Genomic DNA, 23,018 nt, shown 5'->3' on the forward strand with positions numbered 1-23,018 from the left:
GTCACGTTAATCACGAATGTCCGGAGTAACATGAAAGCCAAGGCATTATCTCTCTGGGATAGATTGATGTTAAGGCGGCGGTTTTTGATAGAAACCGTCATCGATCAGCTCAAGAATATTTCTCAGATAGAGCATTCAAGGCATCGCAGTCAACTCGGTTTTTTATTGGAAGTTACTGCCGGCCTTATTGCTTATACATTCCAACCTAAAAAACCGAGCTTGAATCTACGGGATAATGAGATCGCTATTTTTAAGCGAAGCTGAGGTTAATTATAAAAAGAGATTGTTACTGTTTTTTTTGAACCATCGGGTAAAAAATTAAAAGTAACACTACCATCATTTCCATTATCCACGCCAATATATACGGCTTGTACATATCCCGTACGTCCCTCGTTTTTTTTACAATTTCCAGCAAAAGCATAGGCATGACCTTGCATAAGCATCATAATAACAATGCCAATCATAAATTTAATTTTCATATTATATTCCTTTAGGTTTTAATAAATAACCTGTTGAAACAACGTCGCTATTTAAATCTCATGCCATATCCATTAACCGTTTCCGGAAATATTGATATGTAATTAAGAAGATAAAAAATGAGATTAAAATCGATAAAATTAAACCAAATATTAAGACTCCACCTTCAACGTTTATATTTTAAATACAATGGTATATATATTTTTTCATTATTAACTTGATTAGAAATAACTATTTTAGTGTCAGGAATCATAATAACCCATCATTTACTAAAATTAAGTGTAGTTCCACTTCTGGATTATTACAATAGTTAATTCCCCATTAAAAAAAATTAACCATTTTGGGTTTAAATTCAATTATAACCATTTAATTAATTTAATATTAATATATTGTTACGACATTAAATAGTTAATAATTTTAATGACATTTTCAAAAGATACTTTTCTTCAGGGAGGGTTTCATAAGCCACATAAGCACCTGTACAGTAACTTCCCTTTATGGCGATAATGATCAGGCTCACTGTAATATTAAGCATACACATTCTCTAATTTGAATTAAAAATCAAATAACTGGAATAATGATAATGTATCATAATGATAATTATAGCGAAGAAACATTGAAATTTCTCTAAAAAATAACAAAAATAATAACCCTGTACTATAATAGGTATAGATATTAGCTTTCTTCAAGTCGCTGGTTTACTTATGGCGAATTAATAGATTACTATTTTAAATCAATAATACAATACGTATGCTTTCAGTCGTTTATTTAAATAATTATCAACTCATTCACTTCGCTTATAACAATGTTACATTTACTATATTAATGTAATTTAATACATAACACTTTGTTTTAAGTAAAATAATAGATACGTGCTATTTTTGAAAGATCACGTTTATACCATTTCATCTTCAATTAAATCTACTTATTAAAATATAAATACTATTTAAATTAAAAAATTAAGAGAGTCTAAGATGAAGTATATTTTATTAATACTATTATTCTCAGCATCTAATGTTTTTGCTACTCAGGATTATGATCCCGCTGCCCGTACAAACCCGAACAGGCATGCTTGCTCTTATGCCATTGATGATCAAGTCTATAGTCCAGCCCGATATTACAATAACCATCTAAGATATTTAATAGAAAGTAATATAGGACAGGTTGCAGTTTTTAATGGAGGAAGACATTATCTTGTTGATACTGCAACAGAAATACGTCATGCATTCGATATGTGGCGACGGCGCTTAGCCCAAAGGGGTATCCCCATTACCCTTACTGAAGTCCCTCAAGGCCCACCGGCTGAAGTTAATTTTTGGTTCTCCAGAGCAGAGACAGACCCAGCATATAACCAGCAAGGTTTTTTACGACAACATAATATACATGCTCTGACAACTTTAATCTTACCAGATCAAATTATGAATCGTTACGTATACCCACTTTTTAATATTTCAGGCATTGTTGTATCAGATCAGATGTATTTCTCAGATGAAGAATTCAATATATTCAGGGATGCATTGCCTTCAGGCATTGGAGACCAACAAATTGCAAACATGCTAGTTTATTATGTTATGTCTCATGAAATTGGCCATGCTTTAGGTTTACACCATCCAAATGAAAATATGAGGGATTTTGAATGGTCTCATCAGGACCCTATAGATCTAGAAGCTGGACATTTTTATGGAGAGTCAATTACAGCTCTCGTTCCCCGAGGAGCACCAGACGCCAGAACACCATTAATGGGGGCTGACGATGGATATTTTGGACGCTTACATGACCAATTAGGTAGAAGATTAAACTATGATGATATCGGACCATCAGAATTAGAACTAAACGCTATAGCTACCGAAAATGCATGTGGTGGTTTACATTCATCTCAATCGAAAATAAATGTTGCACTTTCGGAAAGTTGTAAAGAAAAACCTCGTGTATTTTACCCTATAGCACAGTCACTGGTACCCATTTATCAAACACAATTATTTAACTAAAATTTGTCTAAGAATACTGAACGGTAAGTTGCTATAACAAGCATCTTTCACATCACAGAAAAATGCACACAATATTTCATTCTATAGCTGTGTTACTCACCTAGAAAAAATGGAGTCTCAAATGAAATATTTTTTATTCGTTTTATTATTAACAGCATATAGTGTTTTAGCAGATAGTAATTTTGACCCGAATGCTCGCAATAATCCAAACAGGCACGTTTATTCATATGCTATTAATGATCAAGTTTATAGTCCTGTTCGGTTTTTTAATAATAATTTGAGATATAGAATAGATGAACATATAGGGCAAGTGACAGTTAATATTGGCGCAAGAGCTCTTACTGTTAATACCGCACCATTAATACGCTATGCAGCAAACCTATGGAATCGACGTTTGAGATCAGCCCAAATCCCGATTCAACTTACTGAAATTACTCAGAGTTCACCGAGTGAAGTGGACTGTTGGATTTCTAGAGCTAATGACGCACAAGAGGAATATTTAGTTCCACCTCCATCAGTAACGGATCCATCACACCCCCTTACCAACCGGTATTTGGCTTACACAACACTCGTTTTACCCGATGAAATGCTAAGTCATTATTCGGTGAAGAATTTTACGAATCCAGGAATAGTTATAGCAAATACATTTTATTTCTCTGAGGAAGTCTTCACCGCATTACGAGCACTGATATCTAGCAAATATTCAGAGCAGGACATTGCGAATGTGATAGTTTATTTCACTATGGTTCATGAATTTGGTCATACTTTAGGCCTAACTCATCCAATTTTACAACATAGACGTATTGAAACTCACGGAGGGCCATTAAATACTGATAGGGGAGATGTTATGAGCGCAGCACTTACAGCACAGCTTCCTCGAGGAGTACCAGATGCCGGAATACCTATAATGACATCAAATCTGTCATATTTTCGCACTTTAGCTACCCGGCTAAATCGGAGAATAGTGTATCGCGATATTACTCCAACAGAATTAGAATTAGCAGCTATTAGTATGGAAAATTCATGTGGTGGTTCTCCTCCATCTCAATCTAAAAGAAATGTGGTATCTTCGGAAAGTTGTAAAGAAAAACCTCGTGTATTTTACCCTATAGCACAGTCACTGGTACCCATTTATCAAACACAATGATTTAACTAAAGAAGTCTGAGCGCTAAGAAAGGCGATCCGTGGTATAGCAGGCATCTTTCTCGCCAAAAGAGAATGCACTATAGCCTATAACGAAGCACACAGCAGATAGCTGAATTTGAACGATGAAGCCAAAATTGCTTATTTTGTGGTAGCCCGCCCAGAATCTGACATATAGTGACTTGGTATAAAATGCCATTAGGAAAAAATATGAAATCATGGATACAAGGTACATGATTTTTATAATTGATTGATTTAATAATAAATCTAAGCAACAACGCCATGAGTAAATTGAGTTTTGGCAGGCAAGCCGCCTGCCAAATCATTAATAGGGTGTTCTTTAAAGTAGTATTACTCGTTATCAAAAACCTAAACTATCCAGTAAATCATCAACCTGTTCTTGGTTGGCGATAACGCCAACCCCATCCTGGTTGACCTGCGGGCCATTAAGAAGACTGTCATTCTCTTTTTTCGTTTTGGCCATCTGATCAGAAGGTATATTTTCCATTAATACCATAACCAGTTGTTTTTCCAGTTCCTGAATGACTTCCATCATCCGTTTGATTACCTGCCCAGTGAGATCCTGAAAGTCTTGTGCCATCATGATCTCAAGCAGTTGGGCATTGGTAAATGCGGTATGTTCCGGTACGAGACTGAGATAATTTCTCGTGTCCGTAACCAAAGAACGTGCCCCGGCCAGTTCTAAATCAGTCGGGTTTGCGAACCACTCATCCCAGCGCTGAGTCAGGGATTTTGCAGAAGCTTCTAATTCATTCTGGCGGGGCTGAGCCACTTCAACACAATTCAACACTCTTTCTGCTGCCTGTGCCGTCATTTGGACAACGTAATTCAATCGTTCCCTCGCATCAGGGATCGCCTCAGCCGCCTGAGCAATGGTTTGATCCAATCCCAGTTCACGCAGACTATCTCGCAGCATTCTTGTTAACTGCCCGATACGACTGATTATTTCACTGGTTGTAATCGCCTCATCTCTTCTAGGCATGACTGGATTTTCACTCATTTTGTCTCCTTAGAGCCCCAACTTTTCAAAAATTTTGTTGAGCTTTTCTTCCAAAATTGCCGCAGTAAATGGTTTCACAACATAGCCACTGGCTCCGGCCTGTGCGGCTGCAATGATGTTTTCTTTCTTTGCTTCCGCCGTTACCATCAGAACCGGTAAAGCAGCCAGTTCACTGTCACTACGAATTGTTTTCAGTAACTCTAGGCCATCAATGTTAGGCATGTTCCAGTCAGAAATCACAAAATCAAATTCAGCCGTCCGAAGTTTTGTCAGAGCTTCTGCTCCGTCCTGTGCTTCATCAACATTGTTAAATCCCAGTTCTTTCAGCAAATTACGCACAATCCGACGCATGGTTGAAAAGTCATCAACTACCAGAAATCTTAAATCCTTACTTGCCATAAAAACTCCTTGAAATTTTGTTCATCCGACAGCATCGTGCTGCAAAAGTTAATACTCAATATTCCTTTTATCTTTCAGGCTACTATCCTGTAATCTGAAATCCATCAGGTATAACTATACATTTCGTCTTTCAAGTTGCCTCTTTGTTGGCTGTACTCGTTCATCCCGGTCACATAGTTAGCTATGCTCCCAGAGATGAACTCCCTTGCCGCCGCGACGCATCTTGAAATCCATTATGTATATGACTCAATTCAATCAGCCCCGATTAAATACGAACTGATTGCACGGTGCTGATTTTAGCCAGCATCGTTCTGCTGAGTTTTTGCAGATCCATCACATCATCGACAGCCCCCAGCTGGATCGCTGCCCTCGGCATACCAAAGACCACGCAGCTCGCTTCACTTTGTGCCAGTGTATAAGCTCCCGCTTTTTTCATTTCCAGTAAGCCCGCTGCACCATCACTTCCCATGCCAGTCAGGATAACCCCCACCGCATTACGCCCGGCATATTTGGCCACGGATCGGAACAAAACATCGACTGAAGGGCGATGACGATTCACCGGTGGAGCACTACTGGTCATGATTTGGTAATTTGCACCGCTACGGCACAGTTCCATGTGACGATCTCCCGGCGCTATATAGGCATGTCCCGGCAGAACCCGTTCACCATCTTCCGCTTCTTTAACAGTAATCTGACTCAGTTTATTAAGCCGCTCGGCAAATGAGCGGGTAAAACCTGATGGCATATGCTGCGTGATAAGGAGTGCCGGGCTGGTAATAGGCAAAGGTTGTAACAGGTTTTTAATTGCTTCAGTCCCTCCGGTAGAGGCCCCGACCGCGATCAATTTTTCACTGGATAACAGTGGCTTAAAACTAAGTGGTGCGTCAACTTTCTCTATGGGTTTCATCGTGCTGACTTTTGCCTGCGCCGCCGCTCTGATTTTCTCAGCAATCAGCTCGCTATAGGCCAGCATTCCTTCACGGATCCCCAACTGCGGCTTGGTCACAAAATCCACCGCGCCTAATTCCAGTGCTTTTAATGTGATTTCCGAACCTTTTCCCGTCAGGGAGGAAACCATCACTACGGGCATAGGGCGCAACCGCATGAGTTTTTCAAGAAAATCAATTCCGTCCATCCGTGGCATTTCGACATCCAGTGTCAGTACCTGCGGGTTATGCTTTTTGATTAAATCGCGGGCAACAAAGGGATCAGGCGCACAATCCACAACTTCCATGTCAGGATGGCTATTGATAATTTCCCGCATGATTTGGCGCATCAGCGCCGAATCATCCACACAAAGAACTGTTATTTTATTCATGACCCCTCCTTGCCTGACCTACACCGTAAACGGTCTGTCCCTGCAAGTAGAACTCTCGGCTAATTTGAGTAACGTTCTCGGAATGCCCGGCAAAGAGCAGACCATCTGGTTTTAAGAAATTGACAAAATGTCGTAAAATTCTTTCCTGCGTTTTTTTATCAAAATAAATCATGACATTACGACAAAAAATCGCATCAAATTTACCTTCAAGTGCCCACTCAGAATCCAGTAAATTCAGATGCTGAAAGCTGACCATTTCAGTAAGCACCGGGCGAACTCTGGCATATCCTTCATAAAAACCAACACCTTTGAAAAAGTATTTTTTCTTTTGACTGTCACTCAGATGCTGTAGTTCATCTAATCGATAAATGCCCTGACGGGCTTTTTCCAGTACCTGAGTATCAATATCACTGGCAATGATTTTTATCCGGTTTGAACGATGCCCTAACGCATCACATAACGTCATGGCGATGGAGTACGGCTCTTCTCCAGTTGAAGCGGCTGCACTCCAGACACGGTAAGTCCCCCCGTTTTTTTTACCGGCATGTGCCGCAAGAATAGGAAAATGGTGGGCTTCCCTGAAAAATGCAGTGAGATTAGTTGTCAGGGCATTAACGAATAATTCCCATTCCTTACTATGACTGTTCTGTTCCAGAATCGACAAATATTGACCAAAATCATTAAACCCCAGAACACGCAATCGCCTGACCAGACGGTTGTAAACCATTTCTCGTTTATTTTTTGCCAGTACAATACCAGCCCGCTGGTAAATAAATTGGCAGATACGCTCAAAATGCGCATCCGACAATGTATGCCGCTGAAACATAAAGTTCAGCGGTACAGTGGCTTCAGTATTTGAAGCCGTTAAGTTGGATTTCATCTGACCTCAGCGTACTTAATTTACAGCATACTCATCGGTCATTTTTGATGCAGTATATCCCTGATGGTTGTGCTCATATTCTGACATTTTTGGCAGTTCAAATTGAGCAACGGTTCTCACCAATGTATCTGCTTTATCTTCAAGTGCAGATGCGGCAGCAGCGGATTGTTCCACTAATGCGGCATTTTGCTGAGTGACCTGATCCATCTGGCTCACAGCCTGAGCTACCTGATGAATACCACGACTTTGTTCATCGGAAGCCGCCGCAATTTCAGTCATCAGGTCAGTAACCTGATTGACCGACCTGACCAGCTCATCCATAGTTTGTCCGGCATGATTCACCAGCTCTGAACCTTGATTAACACGGTGAACAGATTCATCAATCAGAATTTTGATCTCTTTTGCCGCTTCAGCACTGCGTTGCGCCAGATCACGCACTTCTCCGGCAACCACAGAGAACCCTCTGCCCTGCTCGCCGGCACGTGCTGCTTCAACCGCTGCGTTCAGTGCCAGAATATTGGTCTGGAACGCAATACCGTCAATCACGCTGATAATTGCACTGATTTTCTTCGAACTATTAGCAATTTCATCCATTGTCGCAACAACACTGCTGGTCTGTTCTCCGCCTTTGGTTGCGGTCTGAGAAGCGGCAACAGCAAGAGCGCTGGCCTGACGGGCATGTTCTGCGTTCTGTTTAACGGTGACGGTCAGCTGTTCCATACTGGCTGCTGTTTCTTCCAGAGAAGCGGCCTGTTCTTCAGTACGTGAGGATAAATCAGTGTTACCCTGCGTAATTTCCTGAATGCCGATATACATCTGATTAGTATTATCTCGAACCGATGATATGGATTTAATCAGCGATCTCTGCATATCGCGTAGTTTTCTGAATATATCGCCGATTTCATCGTCAGTGGTAACAGCAACTTCTTTATCCAGCCGCCCTTCTGCCACATCCTGAAAACAGGCTCTCATATTGTCAAAAGGCCTGAGCAGGTTACGTTTCAGCCACCAGTGAGCTGCGATAGCAACAATAAACACCATCAGAATGGAACCAAAGAACATGGCAACAGCAACTTTATAGTAGAACTCTGCATTCTCTACCGTATCTTCAATATTCTTGTTGAGATACTGCATATAATGTTTATATGCAAGCTCCATTTTGAGCTGATATTCTTCTGTCGGCTGGTCAAGAAAAGCCTGAAAATCGCCGCCATAAAGAAATTCTTTCATCTCTTTCAGAGCACTGAAATAGTCCCGATAAGCGCGATCAAGGTCAGTTAATAGACCATCCCTTCTTTCATTCTTTCCTACCTGAGGTAAAGAAGTGAATTGGTTAAAGCTTCTTTCTGCTTCACTTAATGAATGTTTGAGCAATGCTTCCATTGCATCGATTTGTTCTTTGGGTTGCCCTACTTTTTGAGCAATGGCGATTTTGTTCAGAGTGTTACGCGTTTGCAATAATGCAGTCCAACTCACGCCCAGGCTATCCCTGCGCTGAGTTCCCAAATCAATTCTTTCGATATATGACTGATCTGTATAAATGATTCCCAGCGATAGACCACTGGAAATCATTTGCATAATACAAAACATCATCAGTAATAGATACAAACTGGTTGATATGCGAAGCCTGCCTAACATGTAATCACCTCGTTGAACGGCTGCATAATGCAGCCGTAGTTATCGCTATTATTTTTTAGAATGTTTCCCAATTAGATGGGTCTTCCACGTCACTGCTTTTCTTCAGCACGGGAGGATTCGTTTTATTAGCTGGAGGGGTCGGCGATTTTCTCGTCGATAAAACTTCATGTTTTCTTTTTTCAGGCAGCTTCCTGTCTGCCTGCTCCGGTAACTGAAATATTGCCACGGCTTTGGTCAGGATCATGGCCTGCTCTTCCAGAGCTGCTGCGGCTGCCGCAGACTGTTCGACCAATGATGCGTTCTGCTGTGTCACTCTATCCATTTCAGAGATAGCAACACCAACCTGAGTGATTCCCCTGCTCTGCTCATCAGATGCTGAGGCAATTTCACCCATGATGTCAGTTACACGGGTCACTGAGTTGACAATGTTGTTCATTGTCTCACCCGCACTTTCCACCAGCTCAGACCCTGTATCAGTACGGCTGACAGAGTCTTCAATCAGTGATTTGATCTCTTTTGCAGCTTCGGCACTACGCTGTGCCAGATTGCGGACTTCTCCGGCAACTACGGCAAAACCACGTCCGTGTTCACCTGCACGGGCGGCTTCTACCGCTGCGTTAAGAGCAAGAATATTGGTCTGGAAGGCGATGGCATCAATCACACCGGTGATATCTGAAATTTTGCGCGAACTATCAGCAATTTCGTGCATGGTTTGCACAACGTTCGCCACCACTTTGCCACCCTTACGGGCAATTTCGGAAGCATTATCAGCAAGATTACTGGCCTGACGGGCGTTATCAGCATTCTGTTTTACTGTTGCGGTAAGTTCTTCCATGCTGGCCGCAGTTTCTTCCAGTGAAGCCACCTGCTGCTCAGTACGGGCAGAGAGATCATTGTTACCCGCAGCAATTTCGCTGGTGCCGGTATAGATGGTTTCGGTGCTATGATGAACACTTCTGACGGTATTGATTAGCTCTTCCTGCATGTGCTTAAGACCAACAGACAACACCCCCATTTCATTATTACCGGAGACATCAATCGTTCTGGTCAAGTCACCTCTTGAGAAGGCTTTAATAGAATCCAACAGGTTATTCAGTGGATCGATTAATGCTTTGCGTAAACCAATCCAACTCACGGTCATTACACCGATTAACAACACAAAGACAAAAATCAGGCTAATAATGACGTTACGGTAGGCTATATCAGCGTCATTTGATACCCGCTCATACAGCTTTTCATTCTGACCCAGATAGAAGAGATATTCAGTATCAAATGCGTTTTGATACATGGTAGTTGGTTGGGCAAAAAATGCTTTAAACTCTTTTTTTGCCAGCAATACATCTAGCTCTTTAAGTGCATTAATATAGACACTATGAGTTTGTTTCAAACGCTGCATACGCTCTGGATCGCGTATAGACAAGTTCGGCATTTGTTCAAATTGCTGAAAACGGCGTTCTGCACGCGCTAAATTAACCTTAGCCTCTGCCAAAACCTCATCAATTTTGTAATCGCTCTCACCACCGTTCATTTGCATGATGTAGATGATGCCAACACGGTTCAGGTTATTACGGGCCTGCAACAGGTTGATCCAGCTTTCATCAAGTAATTTTTGCCGCTGCCGCAGTTCGTCCAGCGTATCAAAGGCCTTGGTATCATTTTTTATGGAATTAAAAAACAGGCCGCTAGACATAAATTGCAGAGCACCAAATAAGATTATGACTGAGATTAGCCCCGTCACTATTTTCATTCGGTTAAACATGACTTCCCTTGTGTAATAAATTGCTATGCCAGTGTTATCGGCATCCTTAAAGGGAACTTTACGCGTAATACAAAAAATTGAGTTTTTACTGCATTTTTTTGATCTACAACAAAAACAGGCTGCCTTTTCACGCTGTTATTTGGCGTGACTCTCTTTATGTGATAAGAGAGTGGCAGCCCTGAGATATCACTCTTTGGCGACAGAATCCACCAGAGCCATTTCTTCGCTGTTAAGCAGTTTTTCGATATCAACCAAAATCAGCATACGCTCTTCAATGGAGCCAAGTCCGGTCAGATACTCTGTTGACAGTGTGACGGCAAATTCCGGAGCAGGACAAATTTGATCATCTTTCAGAGAAAGCACATCTGATACACCATCAACAACAATCCCTACAACCCGGTTAAGCAGATTCAGGATGATGACCACGGTGTTATCATTGTAAGTCACATCTTCCTGAGAAAATTTAATCCGCAAGTCAATAATAGGTACAATTACACCACGCAGATTGGTGATCCCTTTGATAAAAGCAGGCGTATTGGCAATGCGGGTGACCTGATCATAACCACGGATTTCCTGCACTTTCAGTATTTCAATTCCATACTCTTCATCACCCAGAGTGAAAACCAGATATTCCTTTCCTGCTGTTTCTCCTGATAACTTACTGAATTCGTCTATGGCTGCCATTGTGTTACCTTCTATCTATTGTGTGTGACTTAAATCTTTGGATATATATCCATCGGGTATGACAAAAAAGGGTTATTTTTTGTTTGCAAATTCCGCCTTACGCACGGCCAACTGTTCATGGTTAAGTTTCTGCAAAGCAGGAATATCAATGATCAGAGCAACACTACCATCGCCCATAATCGTGGCAGCAGAAATCCCCGGTACTTTGCGATAGTTACTTTCGATATTTTTAACAACAACCTGATGCTGCCCAACCAGTTTATCGACCAGCAATGCATAACGGCGTCCCGCACTCTGTACAATCACAGCAATGCCTTTCGTTGGTGCCGTTTCTGCGCCCGGAATGTCAAATATCCGATACAGTTCCAGTAATGGCAGATATTCACCACGCACCTGCAATAGTTTTTCATCTCCCGCCAGCGGATAAATATCTTCCTCCTGCGGCTGTAAGGAACTGACCACTGCACTCAGGGGTAAAATGAAGACTTCATCATTCACTTTGACAGACATACCATCCAATATCGCCAAGGTCAGTGGCAGCAAAATACGGATAACTGTCCCCTTCCCTTCCTGAAAATTAATTTGGATCTGTCCGCCCATGTCCTGAATGTTTCGTTTAACCACATCCATACCCACACCACGACCAGAAACATCGGTGACAATTTCTGCAGTAGAGAAACCGGGCGCGAAGATCAGCATGGCAACTTCTTCATTACTCATGTTTTCATTGACCGCCAGTCCCTGAGACTGAGCTTTGGCTAAGATCTTCTCACGATTCAGTCCCGCGCCATCGTCAATAACTTCAATGCAGATATTGCCACCCTGATGCTCAGCAGCCAGTGTCAGATTACCTGTTTCCGATTTACCCGCGGCGAGGCGTTTTTCCGGCGTTTCGATACCATGATCAAGGCTATTACGGACTAGATGCGTCAGTGGGTCGATAATTCGTTCGATCAGACTCTTATCCAGCTCAGTGGAACTACCAATTAATGTCAGTTCCACTTTTTTGTTCAGCTTACCCGCCAGATCCCGCACCAAACGTGGATAACGACTGAACACATATTCCATCGGCATCATGCGGATCGACATAACAGATTCCTGCAAATCACGGGAATTTCGCTGCAATTGTGCCATACAACTCAGCAATTCGCTGTGTATTGTCGGTTCCAGAGCATCACAGTGCTGTGCCAGCATAGATTGGGTAATAACTAACTCACCCACCAGATTAATAAGCTGATCGACTTTCTCAACGGCTACACGAATACTGGAAGATTCTACACGCTGACGCGGAGAACCCGCCATCGGACGCGGTGCCGGACGACCCGCTTCAGTAACATCAGTTTTTTTCCTGGTATCAGCCGATGGTGACGCTGGTAATTGAGCCAACTCCTTTTCCACATCAGGAGTGGAGTCTGTTGTATTAGCCGTTACTGAAGCTTCCTGTACCGTAGGCTGAGTCGTATTTTCTTCTGTTTTTACTTCAACCTGCTGAGACTCTACTACAGGCAAGAAGGTTATCTGTTCTGGCTCAACCACAAAACACAATACTGCGGTGATATCATCTTCTGTTGCAGAGGTGATTAAAGAGGCTTCAAGGCTGTCTGTTGTCTGTTCGACATCATAAATTTCACCAAGATGCCCCAACTCATCTTTCATCAAAGCAACTTCGCGCTCTTTCAGCCCGGATAGGTGAACACGGATCCGTCCCTGTTCTGTGGCTGAAGCGGGAGTTGTCATCAGAAGATTTTTTTCTTCATGCTGTTCTACAGGAGATACGTGTTCTTCCTGCTTTTCCTGAATTTCTGCTACATGCTGAATAATCTCTTCCGTTACAGGTTCAAATTCAGATGATTCAGTAGAATCAGCGATATTCTGCTGCTCTTCCTGTAACTCTAATGCAAGTTGGCGCAATGTTTCGCAGATATAATTAAATGTATCTTCATCTGGCTCCTGAGAACTTTTATAGGCATCCAGTTGTTGCTGCATAATATCTTTCGCTTCTAAAAACAGGTTGATAATGTCAGTTGTCAGGCGTATTTCGTCACGTCTGGCACTATCCAGCAGATTCTCTAAAACATGCGTGGTTTGTTGCAGTTTGGAAAAACCAAAAGTCGCAGCGCCCCCTTTAATCGAGTGGGCGCTGCGAAAAATGGCATTCAGCTGTTCATGGTCAGGCTCATCGGCATCGAGCAGCAATAAATGCTGCTCCATATCCGCCAATAGTTCATCTGCCTCATCAAAAAAAGTCTGATAAAACGCGGTAATATCCATCGTTACTTACTCTGTCACCTTATTAGGATCACTTGCCGATTCAATATTTGTCTGTTCCGGCACAGTGATTTCATTGGATTGTCCGGTGGGTTGCTGAGAAGGCGTTCCCTCATTCGAATCCATTCTGATGACTTCTTGTATATCCATACTACTGTTAGCGGTCATGGCGTTGCCGCCACTGTTTTCCTGCTCAATCCGTTGTTCTGCTTCTTTATTCAGAACAATAATACTGATACGGCGATTGACAGGAGCGTCAGCAGGAATTCCCTTCTGCATACTGACGGTAGATGCCATTCCAACAACTCGCATAATTTTGGATTCATCCAGACCACCAATTAGCAGCTCCCGTCTTGACGCATTCGCCCTGTCTGAAGACAGTTCCCAGTTACTGTAACCACGTTGTCCACTGATATATTGCAGATTATCAGTATGACCCGACAGGCTGACCTTATTTGGAATACTATTTAAGATCGGCGCAATCGCCTGCAAAATGTCACTCATGTGGTTTTCGACTTTCGCACTACCAATCATGAACATCGGACGATTTTCCCGGTCGATGATCTGAATACGTAAACCTTCATCCATCATGTCAATCAATAAATGAGGACGTAGTGCTTTAAGACGAGGATCGGTGATGATCAACTGATCGAGTTGCTGACGTAACCGATCCAAACGACGGCGATCTTCACTGACTTCAACCTGTTTGGTTTGGCGGAAGACTTCTCCATCCTGCTGGAAAACATCATCCCCTCCCCCCGGAATCGGATTTGTTGTATCACTACTTTGCTGACCCTTGTTTATTGCAACCTGCAAGGGAGTACGAAAATATTCGGCAATGCTGGTTAATTCCTGCGGGCTGGCAATCGATATCAGCCACATGACCAGAAAAAATGCCATCATTGCAGTCATAAAATCGGCATAGGCAATTTTCCATGACCCACCATGATGATGCTGGCCATGTCTTTTGCGCTTTTTTACTCTGACGACAGTAACATTATTCGCTCTCATAATTATTCTTCAGCTTCTTGTTGTACGGGGGCTTTAACCCTGCGAACATGCTCTTCAAGTTCTGTAAATGAAGGACGATCTGTGAGGAATAATGTTTTACGACCAAACTCAACCGCGATCTGTGGAGCATAACCATTCAGGCTGGAAAGCAGAGTCACTTTGATACACTGCATCATTTTTATCTGCTCGCTGCTGCGCTGACGTAACAACGTTGCCAGTGGAGACACAAAACCGTAGGCCAGTAAGATCCCGAGGAATGTCCCTACCATTGCGTGAGCAATCAATACGCCAAGTTCACCTGCTGGTCTATCTGCCGAACCCAGTGCATTAACAACCCCCATCACAGCTGCAACGATACCGAATGCTGGTAATGAATCCCCCACCATTGCCAGGCTGGTCGCAGGGACTTCACTTTCCTGCTCATAAGTCTCGATCTCTTCATCCATCAGGGCTTCGATCTCATGTGGATTCATATTGCCGCTGACGATCAAGCGCATATAATCCGTGATGAAGTTCATCAGGTAAGGATCTTGTAATAAACGGGGATACTGTGTGAAGATGTCACTTTGTTGCGGATTCTCAATATCACGCTCAAGAGACAAAAGCCCATGCTGGCGGGTTTTGGATAAAAGACGGAACTGCAAAGCCATCAGATCCATGTACATAGCTTTATTGTATTTTGATCTACGCAATATTTTTGGTAAAACACGCAATGTCGCCTTTATCGCCTTACCATTGTTACCTACGATAAAAGCCCCAATACCCGCACCTGCAATAATCAAAAATTCCGCTGGCTGATAAAGTGCGCCCATGTGGCCACCGACGAGCAGATAGCCTCCAATCACCGCACCAAAAACCACGATATATCCTAAAAGTACTAACACGCGATATCCTTTAGCTAAGTTGGTGAGCAGATGGGATTTGAACAGGGAGAATTAATAAATGAAGAGGAGGATTGTAGATTACAGGCCAGAATGACCAAAACCTGTAACCTAAGTTTTCACTTTCCCATTTAAATTCACATAGCTTGCTGAGCAAATCCATCCAGCAGTTGTGAATTAGTATCGGCAGGTTGCGCGGAAAGTTTACGTTTTTTTACCGCCCTTGAAGGCGGTTGGCAAAGACTACAAACAAAGCTGTTAACCGGCTGGTGTGCATGTGTGATAAAAGTCCCACCACAACAACGACACTCAGTTGGCTGCAACATCCCACTATCGACGAAACGAATGAGTGTCCAAGCCCTGGTCAGAGCTAAAACGGGCGCATCTCCGTCAGACGGGGGACATTGCTCAAGATAGAGCCTATAAGACTTAACTACAGCCTCAACACCTGCACAATGCCCACTTTTCAACAGGAAACGGTAAGCATTATAGAACATGGAAGAATGAATATTCTGTTCCCATGTCATAAACCAATCCGTTGAAAAGGGAAGCATCCCTTTAGGCGGGGGGCTTCCCCGCAACTCTTTATACAGCCTGATTAACCTTCCTCTGCTTAACTGCGTTTCACTTTCAAGCATCTGTAAGCGTGCGCCTAAAGTGATGAGCTCCATTGCCAGCTGAATATCTTTAGCTTCTTGGACAATACTTTTTTCAGCCATCTTTATGCTCTTTTCTTCATTGAAGTGTCATCCTGAGCGGACAACTGCTGAAAAAGATGAGTGGACAACAAAATACCTGTATGAATTTGTTGTAGATCGTCCACCCGCGATTCCTTCGTCAGCTGCTGTACGGTTTCGTGATCTTCAAACCGAAAATGGCAAATCAGTTGGTTGGTTTCAGCTAATTTTACTAACTGAGGCAATGTCAGCTCGGCCAACGTATCAGCCATCGATTCACTAATACCTAAACGGAACATCGCAGACGCTTTCTCATGGTTAATTAGCCGTTGTGCTAAAAGCAAATACGATAAATTTATGTCATAAATATGTTTGAGCAATTCAACCGTACTCATTTCTATATATCCCGTCCGATTACATGAAAAAATCAATTAAGTGATCAAAGAATCACTCACGACAAAATTACCAGTAGCATGAGATTCAATAATCTCCGACATAACTGAAATATACATCTTTAGCCAGAGCAGTAACTGTCCTTTGTATTACTCTTGGGATCGCCCAATTTCTAAAATATTTCGGTAATGGATTGTAAAAGTATTATTGCGTCATCTGGATAATGAACTTGCCACAATTGATTAAGAATATTCTTAATACTAATTAACTTTACTCCTGAATCATCAACTTATACAACGGAGAATATATGTCATTTTAAATACTATGTGATATACATCACAAAACTGACATTTTTTATTATGATTCTAGCTCATTAACTATTCAAGCAACTGAAAAGACAAAATAGTCCACAATTAATAAGTTAAATTATTTAAATAAAAATATTAGAGACTGTTTTTTGTTTTATACGATCTATTAAACTTATAAATTTAAAATAACAAGAAAAAATCCTTCCTTTAGCCAAATTATCAAAATCTTATTAAAATTTGTTTCGTGATAATGTAGGTAGGCACTCATCTTCCACTATTAGTTGATTTAGATCATAGTTATGCCAAATTTATTAATTATATGTGAATACTAGTTATTAAAAAGATACCAGTCTGATCATTTTTAGTTTACGATTGCTTTTTTTTTAAACAGAAAAAAGCCTGTACTGACAGCATTTTAAGTACAAATATCATTCAGGTCGAAAAAATAAGATAAAATACAGTATGATGTTGAAATCAAAAAACATCTGCACATCTCCCCCAGAACAACAGTAACCAATAAAACTCCTATACCTCAACAAATCCTACCACTTAACAAATACATCAGCACATCACCAGCCAGTCAACATTGATTAATTTAACTAATCAAAATAAGCCCTAAACATGACGAATTTTGACATTATTTTAACGAAAACCACATTAGTCACCATTTCCGTACATTGGCTATTCCATAAGCTTAAATCATAAGTAAAATTTATAATATATATCTCGGCTAATTTTACAAATGTTAAGAATAATAAATGATTATGATACCCATCACACCAAAGCGATTAATGGTCATTCCTCAGAAAAAAACAACCTTTTACTGAAATTAATTCCCTTAAATAGGTAGTATTGGGAAATAAAATAATAACTAAATGCAAATTTACCAATAACTTCTTATATCATAAAATCAAATTAAAAGAATAATAAATAATTTAAATAAAATACTAATCCAGTAATAAAAGAAAATAAAAAACAAAAGAAAGTTATTCTTCTTAATTTAAAATATAAATAATAACCAGTCATATAAAGAGATGATTCAAATTAAAAAAATAGCATGTAAACATAATTCTATTACACCGTTAAATTTATCATTATTATGATAGCAACTTCATAATCAGGAATAACATCTATACCTATTCTAAATATCTACTAAAAACCATTAATATTGGCAGTAAATAGTATAGAAATTACATGAGCCATTTTCTTAATCAATATAGAACAAGATACCAGTTAATGAGGATTATTCATAACCATTCACCAAAATGGTGAAGATAAGATCATTTTAGAATGCTAACAACAATACACGACTTATGAAATTCTCAATTCACTAAAAAATATTTTTAGGATAACAATTTCTATCCTATTAACGCACTGAATAATGAGTGTTGTATGCAAATGCTTAGTTCAATAATTATTAATGCTATCAATAATACAGGTAAAGTAGTAGTGCTGGTGTGCTTTATACCAATGAGTTTAAAGCTGAATAGCATATGTACAATTTAAGCGTCCATAACCCCCTGTTTTGCAAATTGCTTCAGCAGATCCTACCTGACGTTCTACACAATTAACTGCGAGCATATCTCATCACAACAGATATTGCAGGAATCGATCCACTCAGGATCATAAAATGGCAGACAAGTTATTATCTCATTTGCGAGGCATTCTCAAATAAATACTTTATTCATTTTTTCCTATCGTAAAACAGTTGTTAAATATCGTACATTAGGTTTTGTACAAGAAAATCAATGGCCAAGATAGATAAAAATAGAATAAATGCACTGACTATCCTCCCTGAAAATACATTCACAGGATCAGATCAAGCAACTATATTTATTAGATAATGATATTCCCAAACGTTTTCGTATCTTTTAATACTCCTTTTTCTAATACCTTAGGATTCTTCTCAGGAAAAAGGAGATCCAAGAATCCTTTTGTGATATCTATGGCATTATCAACAAAAATACCAACACTAGTAACCCGAAATGTAGTACATAACGTATTGCATCATCAGATAGATCAACTGCATAATTATTATTTTATTGTCGCTTTTTGATGCGTATTTTTCCGAAATATTCACTGATAAAGATCCACATTTAATTCCACTTTTTTTAAAAGGTTTTCATCACTCACACACTCAATATTAAAGCGATTAAGAATATTTCCAGTATCTAAATCCGCTTCATAGTGAGTTTTAGCTATAACGGCAGAATTATATTCGCCTACTTAACCTAAACACTGTGCCATTCTTATCAGCAACAGAAAGTGAATGTTTCACTTCATCAGAATTTAACTCCGGGATTGTTAAGATTAACACCCTGAAACCTTGTTCATTGTAATAGTCAACCTGCTCCATGATATTGTTGTGATTTTCTTCAGTGAAAGAAGTAAGTTGTTCCTTTACCGGCACATTACAGCAAACTAATGACTGCTCCCCTACTACACTTTTGCAAATTAATTGATGATTTTATCGAAGATCCTGAACAAAAATTGATAATTTTCGAAGAGAGTAATGACAGGGTAACTCATCAATTTTTCTGTAGCTGTGAAGAAAGCTATACCTCATGGGATTTTAGATTGCGTAACAATGGCAACAGAGCCACAGATTCATCGGAAAAAAATTTACTCAATCAAAAGCTGTTTTCCGGTGAGAGATTGAAATCTCTCATTAGTTCTAGGAAGTATAAATAACGGTATGTTTATAAACAGTAGAAGAAGTGAGCGGGACCAATGAGGAGATAACTAAAAAGGCAACGGTATAAAAGATTTTGGTGTTACCTGAATAGAATACAGTCCACGATTATTAATAAATAATAGTGATAATCAATATTATTTACATTTTTATTTATTAATGACTTGTATTGTTTAACAGGTAACACTCTATTTATGGTCCCAAATTATTCTAAGCAGGTAATTCGGAGGCAATTTTCCAGTTAACGGAACTGACACTTTTCTCTAAACTCACCCGACAAACAATCGATTCGATCTCTTTTTGCTTATCCGGAGTTGCCAGTACTTCTGCACACACTTCAAGCCGATTCGGTTGAATTGTATCAGCACTGCTTAGTGACTGCAGCCGGACATTTAATCCATTAATTGCCTGTAGGATCAAAGTTCTGATCAGGATCTCATCGCCAATATCACAAATAATGTGAATTTTATAACTCTGATCTAAATCTAAGGTCTGCTGTTGTGGCTGAGCATTGATTCTCTGAGCAGCTTCCCTGAGTAAAATATTTGCAGATAGAATTATTGTAACTGCAATAGTAGCAGACCAGTATTGACCCAACCCACATAAAACGCCAATTCCCGCCGAACACCATAATGTTGCCGCAGTATTTAATCCGCGGATATTCATTCCCTCTTTCATGATTACACCAGCACCAAGAAAACCAATTCCGGATACAACTTGTGCGGCAACACGTCCGGGACTATCATCAGAGGTAGCTGACATTGAACTGAGAATAAAAACCGCAGCCCCAGTTGCGACTAACGCATTGGTTCTTAACCCCGCCATACGCTGACGCCACTGACGTTCCGCCCCAATCAGTGCACCGAAACACATCGCCGAAAGCAAATGAATTGCAATAGATGTTAATTGCATAACATCCTCCATAATATAAAATGGATAAATATTATTCTAAATGGCTACTTTGCTGGCTTAGTAATTCATAATTTCAAATCTGCAATTAAAACACTTACTCTTACAAGCGTAAGCATGTAACTGCTGGTCATCTTTTTGAATTAAACTAATGCGTAGCAGGTTGCCAGAAGAAATAAATTATTTCTCTTTTCGTGAGCAATAGAAAAAGCATCAGACTTAATCTGATTATTGATGTGTTCCCGGAGGGAATAAGGAATGAGTATATAACAGTACCATAGATACCCCGATATATCTCTTTGATACTGTTTTCGTGATCTGAATAGCCGAACTACAGTACCGCATCATCTTTCGGGTGAGTACAACTCATGAAACTGAAGTAGCATCGCCCACCATTATTCGGCAAGCAGTAAATTCATTGAAAATTAACAGATTACCGATTAGCTTTTATTTAATTTTAAACTTTGACTGTCCAATGATTAGCTCCAAAATAAAACCAGGGAGAAATTATAATCAGGGGAGACTAATAAGTAAAGGCTTCACTTATTAAATGGTATTAAAAGAATGGTATTCTTGTAGACTTGTTTAATAAAATAATAACTATTGTTTAATATATTATGATTACTTTTTTCATTAAAAATAATCTAATAAACAAAAAGCCCGCCAAGGCATTTTAGCATGGCGAGCTTAACAAATAGGTATAAAGGCAAATTAGATAGCAGTTACGTTTGCTGCTGCTGGGCCTTTGGCACCGTTTTCAATGGTGAACTCTACGTTCTGGCCTTCAGCCAGAGTTTTGAAACCGTTACCTTGAATGGCAGAGAAGTGAACGAATACGTCTTTGCTACCATCGGCTGGAGTAATGAAACCAAAACCTTTGGACTCGTTGAACCACTTCACTTGACCTTTCATTTTGTCAGACATGTGTCTTTCCTATATATCAAAAAAAACTCGCCACCTTGGGCATGTGTTGGCCATTATCAGCTATTACTTATGGGGCACTAAGAAGGAAACGGTCTACAAAGGCTAATCAAGATAGCACTTACACATAACGCATTAACTCAAGATGTCGTACATAAAGTAGGTCTGTTAATCAGGCCAAACGCATTAACGCATGACCGAACCGGAATAGCAACCTTTTTATGGATTATAGATCTAAAAAAATTTCAGTCGCTCAATATTAGAACAGAATAACCTAATAAATAGATGTATTTATGCTTTTATTTGATTTATTCAACTTTTATCTTAAACAAAAATATTCGTGATCATCAGGAACAATAACAGTTTTACAAATTAAAAGAAGTAATTGCTATACAGATGGAGACACCCGGCATGATAACCTTGGAAAGGTTGGTACTTTTAATTCGATAACTGATTTCTACAATAATTGGGCTGGTATTATGAACATCATCAAACAGATATTGATTCAGGACCTAGAGCGGATCAATCTCGCAGAACATAGGGATGGTAAAGTACATTTTAATAGTATCTTTATTCATCAGCATCCATACCTGTTTTTAGCTATGATCATTACTTATGTTTTCCTCGCTGTACTGATGTGGTATGCCCCCTATTTCGGCGTTTGGTCACTGCTTTTATTCACCGCACTTTTTTTTGTTATGGCTGCCGTTCTTCTTTTCGATATCAAACCTGTTTACCGTTTTGACGATATTGATGTGCTGGACTTACGTGTTTGTTATAACGGAGAGTGGTTTGTCGATGAAAAGGTATCTCAGGATGCCGTCAATACAATACTCGGTCATCCCAATGTCCCCAATGAAGTGAAAAACGAAATCAAGCAAATCATTATAAAAAAGAACGGAATATGCTTTTATGATGTTTTTATGATCGCATGCTCAGAGCAATCACCTTACTTTCAACCTTATCAAGTTGAACAAAAGCATGTAATTTCAGCAAAATAGCATAATTTTATAGCAATGCGATCACATGATAGGCAAGTGTTAGAAAAATCGAATTTTTGCATTGACACCTCCTGAGTTCGTCGTTAATATGCGCCTCGTTCTCAGGAACACAGCAATTCCTCCATAGTTCAGTCGGTAGAACGGCGGACTGTTAATCCGTATGTCACTGGTTCGAGTCCAGTTGGAGGAGCCAAATTTAAAGAAGCCCGATTCAGTTTTGCTGGTCGGGCTTTTTGCTATTTAACCTGAATTCTGGATAAGAAATTGACGAGAGGCCTGTTCCAGGAGCAAAGTTTTGGTGAAAGCCTAAAACGACTCCGGGGAGGAACAGGCCATGGACAAGTTAGTTGAAATTTTCTGCTATGTCGACGACTTTTGCCGTCTTTTCATCCCCCAGTGGGAGCCGTTTTGTCTCGATAACGGATACCGCCTGCGCCGTAGACAAGGCCACATGTATCCCAGTGAAATCATGACAGTTTTAATCCTCTTTCAGCGGTCGCATTACCGTGATTTTAAAAACTTTTATTTGGAGCATATCTGGCAATACCACCACCGCGACTTCCCCTCCTTGCTCAGTTATACCCGTTTTATCTGCGTTGCCCCGTCCGTTTTGGTCCCCTTATCCAGTTATCTGACTCAATTAAAAGGA

General features: G+C 40.3%; 19 protein-coding genes, 1 tRNA gene and 1 pseudogene. 6 read left to right on the plus strand and 15 right to left on the minus strand.

The window, feature by feature from the left end:
- On the plus strand, positions 1 to 264 hold a 264-nt coding region (locus AACS92_RS16210), incomplete at its 5' end, for a transposase (RefSeq protein ID WP_241538003.1).
- Between the two features lie 2 nt (positions 265 to 266).
- Here the strand turns inward: AACS92_RS16210 and AACS92_RS16215 are convergent.
- Positions 267 to 479, minus strand: coding sequence for a hypothetical protein (locus AACS92_RS16215; protein WP_099111792.1), 213 nt, complete (start codon positions 477 to 479; stop codon positions 267 to 269).
- 972 nt (positions 480 to 1,451) lie between these two features.
- Between AACS92_RS16215 and AACS92_RS16220 the strand changes: the two genes are divergently transcribed.
- Positions 1,452 to 2,465 (plus strand): hypothetical protein, encoded by a 1,014-nt coding sequence (locus AACS92_RS16220; protein ID WP_099111793.1) that lies wholly within the window; start codon positions 1,452 to 1,454, stop codon positions 2,463 to 2,465.
- A gap of 121 nt (positions 2,466 to 2,586) precedes the next feature.
- Positions 2,587 to 3,612 carry a hypothetical protein gene (locus AACS92_RS16225; protein ID WP_099111794.1) on the plus strand — a complete coding sequence of 342 codons (1,026 nt, stop codon included), beginning with the start codon at positions 2,587 to 2,589 and terminating at the stop codon, positions 3,610 to 3,612.
- A gap of 358 nt (positions 3,613 to 3,970) precedes the next feature.
- Here the strand turns inward: AACS92_RS16225 and cheZ are convergent, their stop codons facing one another.
- The 14 genes from cheZ to cspE form a co-directional block, all read right to left on the minus strand.
- Positions 3,971 to 4,630, minus strand: coding sequence for a protein phosphatase CheZ (gene cheZ, locus AACS92_RS16230; protein ID WP_099111795.1), 660 nt, complete (start codon positions 4,628 to 4,630; stop codon positions 3,971 to 3,973).
- Between the two features lie 9 nt (positions 4,631 to 4,639).
- On the minus strand, positions 4,640 to 5,029 hold the full coding sequence (cheY, locus tag AACS92_RS16235; protein WP_099111796.1) for a chemotaxis response regulator CheY: 390 nt from the start codon (positions 5,027 to 5,029) through the stop codon (positions 4,640 to 4,642).
- Between the two features lie 265 nt (positions 5,030 to 5,294).
- Positions 5,295 to 6,347 carry a protein-glutamate methylesterase/protein-glutamine glutaminase gene (locus AACS92_RS16240; protein ID WP_099111797.1) on the minus strand — a complete coding sequence of 351 codons (1,053 nt, stop codon included), beginning with the start codon at positions 6,345 to 6,347 and terminating at the stop codon, positions 5,295 to 5,297.
- A complete protein-coding gene (gene cheR / locus AACS92_RS16245; RefSeq protein WP_099111798.1) occupies positions 6,340 to 7,227 on the minus strand; it encodes a protein-glutamate O-methyltransferase CheR in 888 nt (295 codons plus the stop codon). The genes AACS92_RS16240 and cheR overlap by 8 nt, the downstream gene beginning before the upstream one ends.
- A 15-nt stretch (positions 7,228 to 7,242) precedes the next feature.
- Positions 7,243 to 8,865, minus strand: coding sequence for a methyl-accepting chemotaxis protein (locus AACS92_RS16250; RefSeq protein WP_099111799.1), 1,623 nt, complete (start codon positions 8,863 to 8,865; stop codon positions 7,243 to 7,245).
- 55 nt (positions 8,866 to 8,920) lie between these two features.
- Complete coding sequence (locus AACS92_RS16255) at positions 8,921 to 10,624, minus strand: methyl-accepting chemotaxis protein (RefSeq protein WP_099111800.1); 1,704 nt, start codon at positions 10,622 to 10,624, stop codon at positions 8,921 to 8,923.
- Positions 10,625 to 10,810: 186 nt separating this feature from the next.
- Positions 10,811 to 11,308: a chemotaxis protein CheW gene (gene cheW, locus AACS92_RS16260; RefSeq protein WP_099111801.1), complete on the minus strand. Its 498-nt coding sequence runs from the start codon at positions 11,306 to 11,308 to the stop codon at positions 10,811 to 10,813.
- 72 nt (positions 11,309 to 11,380) lie between these two features.
- Entirely contained in the window at positions 11,381 to 13,579 is a 2,199-nt protein-coding gene (cheA, locus tag AACS92_RS16265; protein WP_099111802.1) for a chemotaxis protein CheA, read from the minus strand.
- A gap of 6 nt (positions 13,580 to 13,585) precedes the next feature.
- A complete protein-coding gene (gene motB, locus AACS92_RS16270; RefSeq protein ID WP_099111803.1) occupies positions 13,586 to 14,587 on the minus strand; it encodes a flagellar motor protein MotB in 1,002 nt (333 codons plus the stop codon).
- A 2-nt stretch (positions 14,588 to 14,589) separates the two neighbouring features.
- Positions 14,590 to 15,471, minus strand: a complete 882-nt coding sequence (gene motA / locus AACS92_RS16275; protein ID WP_099111804.1) for a flagellar motor stator protein MotA — start codon at positions 15,469 to 15,471, stop codon at positions 14,590 to 14,592.
- 134 nt (positions 15,472 to 15,605) lie between these two features.
- Positions 15,606 to 16,187, minus strand: coding sequence for a flagellar transcriptional regulator FlhC (flhC, locus tag AACS92_RS16280; protein ID WP_099111805.1), 582 nt, complete (start codon positions 16,185 to 16,187; stop codon positions 15,606 to 15,608).
- Positions 16,188 to 16,189: 2 nt separating this feature from the next.
- Entirely contained in the window at positions 16,190 to 16,540 is a 351-nt protein-coding gene (flhD, locus tag AACS92_RS16285; RefSeq protein ID WP_086956238.1) for a flagellar transcriptional regulator FlhD, read from the minus strand.
- A gap of 3,208 nt (positions 16,541 to 19,748) precedes the next feature.
- On the minus strand, positions 19,749 to 20,462 hold the full coding sequence (locus AACS92_RS16290) for an MgtC family protein (protein ID WP_099111806.1): 714 nt from the start codon (positions 20,460 to 20,462) through the stop codon (positions 19,749 to 19,751).
- Positions 20,463 to 21,158: 696 nt separating this feature from the next.
- Positions 21,159 to 21,371, minus strand: coding sequence for a transcription antiterminator/RNA stability regulator CspE (cspE, locus tag AACS92_RS16295; RefSeq protein ID WP_010847246.1), 213 nt, complete (start codon positions 21,369 to 21,371; stop codon positions 21,159 to 21,161).
- Between the two features lie 476 nt (positions 21,372 to 21,847).
- Between cspE and AACS92_RS16300 the strand changes: the two genes are divergently transcribed.
- From AACS92_RS16300 to AACS92_RS16310, 3 genes and pseudogenes are all read left to right on the plus strand, one after another.
- Positions 21,848 to 22,369 carry a YlaC family protein gene (locus AACS92_RS16300; RefSeq protein WP_099111807.1) on the plus strand — a complete coding sequence of 174 codons (522 nt, stop codon included), beginning with the start codon at positions 21,848 to 21,850 and terminating at the stop codon, positions 22,367 to 22,369.
- A 117-nt stretch (positions 22,370 to 22,486) separates the two neighbouring features.
- Positions 22,487 to 22,562 (plus strand) — tRNA-Asn (locus AACS92_RS16305).
- 141 nt (positions 22,563 to 22,703) lie between these two features.
- A pseudogene (locus AACS92_RS16310) lies at positions 22,704 to 23,018 on the plus strand (IS982 family transposase); the annotation flags it as partial.

Source organism: Xenorhabdus sp. KJ12.1 (genome assembly GCF_963876495.1).
Lineage (GTDB): Bacteria > Pseudomonadota > Gammaproteobacteria > Enterobacterales > Enterobacteriaceae > Xenorhabdus > Xenorhabdus stockiae.

What these genes read in the sequence shown, in the direction of transcription:
- AACS92_RS16215 (WP_099111792.1), bottom strand. Translation starts at nt 479, where the DNA reads ATGAAAATTAAATTTATGATTGGCATTGTTATTATGATGCTTATGCAA.
- AACS92_RS16220 (WP_099111793.1), top strand. Translation starts at nt 1,452, where the DNA reads ATGAAGTATATTTTATTAATACTATTATTCTCAGCATCTAATGTTTTT.
- AACS92_RS16225 (WP_099111794.1), top strand. Translation starts at nt 2,587, where the DNA reads ATGAAATATTTTTTATTCGTTTTATTATTAACAGCATATAGTGTTTTA.
- cheZ (WP_099111795.1), bottom strand. Translation starts at nt 4,630, where the DNA reads ATGAGTGAAAATCCAGTCATGCCTAGAAGAGATGAGGCGATTACAACC.
- cheY (WP_099111796.1), bottom strand. Translation starts at nt 5,029, where the DNA reads ATGGCAAGTAAGGATTTAAGATTTCTGGTAGTTGATGACTTTTCAACC.
- AACS92_RS16240 (WP_099111797.1), bottom strand. Translation starts at nt 6,347, where the DNA reads ATGAATAAAATAACAGTTCTTTGTGTGGATGATTCGGCGCTGATGCGC.
- cheR (WP_099111798.1), bottom strand. Translation starts at nt 7,227, where the DNA reads ATGAAATCCAACTTAACGGCTTCAAATACTGAAGCCACTGTACCGCTG.
- AACS92_RS16250 (WP_099111799.1), bottom strand. Translation starts at nt 8,865, where the DNA reads ATGTTAGGCAGGCTTCGCATATCAACCAGTTTGTATCTATTACTGATG.
- AACS92_RS16255 (WP_099111800.1), bottom strand. Translation starts at nt 10,624, where the DNA reads ATGTTTAACCGAATGAAAATAGTGACGGGGCTAATCTCAGTCATAATC.
- cheW (WP_099111801.1), bottom strand. Translation starts at nt 11,308, where the DNA reads ATGGCAGCCATAGACGAATTCAGTAAGTTATCAGGAGAAACAGCAGGA.
- cheA (WP_099111802.1), bottom strand. Translation starts at nt 13,579, where the DNA reads ATGGATATTACCGCGTTTTATCAGACTTTTTTTGATGAGGCAGATGAA.
- motB (WP_099111803.1), bottom strand. Translation starts at nt 14,587, where the DNA reads ATGAGAGCGAATAATGTTACTGTCGTCAGAGTAAAAAAGCGCAAAAGA.
- flhC (WP_099111805.1), bottom strand. Translation starts at nt 16,187, where the DNA reads ATGGCTGAAAAAAGTATTGTCCAAGAAGCTAAAGATATTCAGCTGGCA.
- flhD (WP_086956238.1), bottom strand. Translation starts at nt 16,540, where the DNA reads ATGAGTACGGTTGAATTGCTCAAACATATTTATGACATAAATTTATCG.
- AACS92_RS16290 (WP_099111806.1), bottom strand. Translation starts at nt 20,462, where the DNA reads ATGGAGGATGTTATGCAATTAACATCTATTGCAATTCATTTGCTTTCG.
- cspE (WP_010847246.1), bottom strand. Translation starts at nt 21,371, where the DNA reads ATGTCTGACAAAATGAAAGGTCAAGTGAAGTGGTTCAACGAGTCCAAA.
- AACS92_RS16300 (WP_099111807.1), top strand. Translation starts at nt 21,848, where the DNA reads ATGAACATCATCAAACAGATATTGATTCAGGACCTAGAGCGGATCAAT.